Origin of the sequence: Pseudokineococcus marinus, assembly GCF_013004605.1 — a bacterium.
Taxonomy (GTDB): Bacteria; Actinomycetota; Actinomycetes; order Actinomycetales; family Quadrisphaeraceae; genus Pseudokineococcus; species Pseudokineococcus marinus.
The window spans coordinates 1-1,478 of the sequence record NZ_JABEMA010000503.1 but is presented as its reverse complement, the minus strand read 5'-3'; the positions used below and the strand labels follow the sequence as shown (position 1 = coordinate 1,478).

At 78.1% G+C, this 1,478-nt stretch carries 2 protein-coding genes; both read right to left on the bottom strand.

What is annotated here, in order from left to right:
• On the bottom strand, positions 1–743 hold a 743-nt coding region (locus HLB09_RS17030; protein WP_322790243.1), incomplete at its 3' end, for a four-carbon acid sugar kinase family protein.
• The coding region (locus tag HLB09_RS17025) for a 2-keto-3-deoxygluconate permease (RefSeq protein WP_171204475.1) at positions 740–1,478 on the bottom strand (739 nt) is incomplete at its 5' end. The genes HLB09_RS17025 and HLB09_RS17030, both read right to left, overlap by 4 nt.

Here is a 1,478-nt window from a genome sequence, read left to right as displayed (position 1 = left end):
CGGGCGACGACGTCGAGCGCGGCGTCGTCGTCCGCGTCGACGGTGAGCAGGCGGTGCCCGCCGTCGGCCGCAGCGAGCAGGGCCGCGGCCAGCGCCGCGGCGGCCGTGTCGACGTCGTCGGCGGCGCCGGGCTGCTCCGGCGCGGTGCTCGCGAGCGCCTCCGGGGCCGTGCTCGCGAGCGCCTCCGGCGCGGGCACGTGGTGGGCCCCGGGCAGCAGCTCGGCGAGGACGGACGTGCGCACGGGCGTCACCGGGTCGGACCCCGCGGGCCCCTCCTCGAGGGGCCGCCCGCGCACGAGGGCGCGGCCGCCGGTGACGGTGCGGCCCATCGCCGGGTAGGCGGGGCAGACGACGGCGAAGCCGTCGGGGCGCGCGGCGACCCAGGCGGCGAGCGCGCCCTCGACCTGGTCGGCCACGGAGCCGCGGAGGGTCGAGTCGACCTTGAGGTAGACGCGCGGCGTGCCTGCGCCGAGCAGCGCCGCGACCCGTCGGCGCACCACCTCGCGCGCCACCGCCGGGGCGGCGGCGCGGACGTCGGTGCTCGTCGCGAGGACGCACGGGTCGTCGCCGTCGGGGGCCGCGGCCGTGCCGGCGTCCGCGCCGACCGCCAGCAGCGTGCGCCAGCCGAGGTCGGCGAAGCGGACCGCGCTGTCGCCGGCGCCCGTGAGGTCGTCCGCCACGAGCGCGGCGTCCCACGGGCGGCCGGGCAGGTCCGCCCTGGGAGCGGTGGGGGCGTCCGTCACAGGCCCGTCCCCCGGCCCTCGTCCACGGGGCCCGTCCCGGCGTCGGCCGTGCTCGAGGACTCGTCGAGGGCGCCGGCGCGCTTGAGGACGAGGGAGGCGAGCACGGGCGCGAGGATGGCCGTCACGAGCACGGAGGCCGCGACCTGCGCCGTCGCCGTCCCCACGTACTGCTCGAAGCGCGGGTCCGCCGCCGCGACGATCGCAGGCGTGGCGATCGCGTTGCCCGCCGTCGTGCCCGCGGCGAAGCCGACGCCGGACTTCGCGCCGCGGCGCAGGAGGAAGCGCCAGCCGACGTAGACCAGCGCGCCCGTCACCGGGGCGACGACGAGGCCGAGGGCGAGGCCGGACAGGCCGCCGGTGACGACCGACCCGAGGTCGATGCCCGTCCCGAGCGCGAAGGCGAAGAAGGGGATGACGATGTTCGGGACGGGCTTGAGGACGTCACGCCACTGGGCGTCGAGGTTGCCGACGAGCACGCCGAGCAGGAAGGGCACGATCGCGCCGACGAGGGCGAGCAGCGGGATGTCGCCGAGGCCCGAGGCGCCGAGGAAGAGCAGCGTGAGGAAGGGCCCGTCGTTGACGGCGGAGGCGATGTACGCGCCGCGGTCGCGGGCGTCGCCGTAGCGGCCCGTGAAGGCGAGCCAGAGCCCGCCGTTGCTGTTGTCGAAGGAGGCCAGCAGCGCCAGGATCGAGATCCCGAGGATGCCGTCGAGCCCCACCACCGAGCCGAGCGCG